Annotated in this window: 1 protein-coding gene; it reads right to left on the bottom strand. The window is 20.3% G+C overall.

Annotated features, from left to right (window positions below):
* Positions 1 to 1,137: 1,137 nt before the first annotated feature.
* Positions 1,138 to 2,421, bottom strand: a complete 1,284-nt coding sequence (locus Q1X91_RS15415; RefSeq protein ID WP_300759469.1) for a hypothetical protein — start codon at positions 2,419 to 2,421, stop codon at positions 1,138 to 1,140.
* Positions 2,422 to 2,590: the final 169 nt, after the last annotated feature.

The raw sequence follows: 2,590 nt of genomic DNA, 5'->3' as shown, positions 1-2,590 counted from the left end.
CGTTTAAGGCTTCATCTAATATACTTAATGTAATATCTACATTAAATTCTCCACTTGATTTTGCTGCAGATACTTCATATTCTTTATCCTGCATATCTATTTGTATGTTACCTTCGTATTTATCTGATATCAGGTTATAAAGTTTTATTTTGCTTATAATTTTTAAAATATGATAAAATTACAATTGACAGCAATATAAATAAGAATATCGTAAATATATATACACCAAACACCATATCTGCTGTCATTATTGATAGAATATATATTGGTATATTAAATAGACCTAACACTATCAATATTTTTTTATAAATAATTAATTTGATTTGTAAAAATAATACCATATTATAATAAGTAGTAGATAAAAATATAACTATCATTATAAAAATATACCAAAATATTACAGTAATAGACATCAACTCGTATTGTGGTAGTGATACCATAAATACATACCTATAAATAAATCTAATATATCTAATTATAATAAAAATACATGTAAAAAAAAATGAAGATACAGGTATAATAAAAAATAAAAATAAAAAAACATAATATATAAATTCTTTTAATGTTATTGACTTATTATAATCAAATGTTAAAAATAATAATAGTGGTCGAAGTATTAATTTTTTATATTTTTTTATTTTATCATAATTCAATATTTTTTTACTATTTTGTCTATTATCCTTATTTATATATAATGCTTTAAAATATACAAATAAAGATAAACTAATCATACAAGTTATGATTATTATATATAAATAAATATCGTTTATATTATCAACAGGCACATAAAAAGCAAAAGCATACCAAAATAATTGTACAATAAATAGCAAAAAAACAAAAATAATATAAAATCTATGCTTTAACCGAAAAAAAGAATAAAATAAAAACAATATATTAAAACATGTAAGGCAAAATATTCCTAGTATCTTTATATATATCAATATTTGCCAAAACTCTATATTTAATATTATACTATATATATATAATATGACTGTAAAAATAGTAAAAAATAATAAACAAGTAATAATTAATGTAAAAATAGATTTTTTATATATATTACTACTAATAGATATATTTCTTATTCTACTAAGTAAAAGCATTAATAAAACATAACAAATATATCTCTTATACAAATATTTATAATATGCTATATATGTTTGCATGGTATTTTATTTGCTCCAATACTAAATCACTATTTAACTTGTAATATTTATTGAATGGATTATATTCATTTTCTTCACCTACACCCATATCTGCAATAATAGCACTATTATACCATTTATCAAAATATGCAAATTTATAACACAATGCATCTGCATGAAATTTGATTTCTGCAACAAAAGAATAATAATTTACATTAACAGTATGAGTAGCTAATAAAATATTTTTTTCATCAATAGATAATTTTTCATTATTATTCACCATAACAACATTTTCTAATTTATTATATATATGTTGATATTTTTCTAAAAATTTAAGAATTCTATTATTATTCAAAACTTTTTTAGTCACATAAATTTTACCATCAAGATTAGTTGATACTATTTTATTTACATATAAATCTGCAATATAATATCCTGTTACAGACCATGCTGTAGAAAAATATTTTTGTAAAACATAGGAATACTGCTTTCTATCGTGTATACTTTTAGGATATATAACATTTGCAATATGTTTACTTATATTACCTATAGATTTATTTGATAAATCATTGCAAAACGATATTATATCAAACTCAATAAATGATACAGATACACCAGGCTCACTCATATCTTTATTGTTTTGGTTTACCATACGAGTTTCATTTTCTCTCATTTTAAATAAACCAAAAGTGATATTATACTGATTTATTCCTTTTGAATATATACCATAAATATACCAATCATCATAAAACATTTCCACAGCTTGATTATTATTAAGATGATTAATACCATGTTCTTTTAAAATATAACTTATCGGTTTATTAAATAAAACAACTTTTTCAATATTAGAATACTCTTTTATATAAATTATATCACTTTCTGAAAATAAATTACAATTTTTTAATAAACTTATTACACCACCTCTTAAACTATTTTCAGCTTCATTATTATAAAGAATATAATAAACTACTTTTTCATCACACAATTTAATATTTGCATTATCTAAATATGGTATAATAACTATATATACATTACCAGATTGTAGTTTATCTTGTTCACTTTGTTCTAAATATATATTTGGTTTAAAATAAAGTATTGAACCAGTTGTATTTAACCAATTAAGCTTTTTATATAAACTATGATTTTTTGGTAGTTTTCTAACATTTTCTAAAACTTTAAGTTCGTCATAATTTAAAACCATATATGCCCATTTTATCTTACTATTATTACCATAAGATATTTGTGATGTAACTTTGTATGTTTTGTTTATTATATCCATAATTTTAATATCCTTAAATTTATTATTATATAACTTCTACATTAATACTTACTATATATGAAAATGGTATATCTCCTTGATTTATCGTAAATGTTCTTTCTAATTTTTTATTTTCCATTGCAGTTTTATTTATCCAGGCATAGTCTAAACATTTACCATTGGCTGATTT

Source organism: uncultured Brachyspira sp. (assembly GCF_949287625.1).
Taxonomy (GTDB): Bacteria; Spirochaetota; Brachyspiria; order Brachyspirales; family Brachyspiraceae; genus Brachyspira.
Note: the sequence above shows the minus strand (reverse complement) of the source record. Positions and strands in the feature narration are given on the sequence as shown.

What these genes read in the sequence shown, in the direction of transcription:
- Q1X91_RS15415 (WP_300759469.1), bottom strand. Translation starts at nt 2,421, where the DNA reads ATGGATATAATAAACAAAACATACAAAGTTACATCACAAATATCTTAT.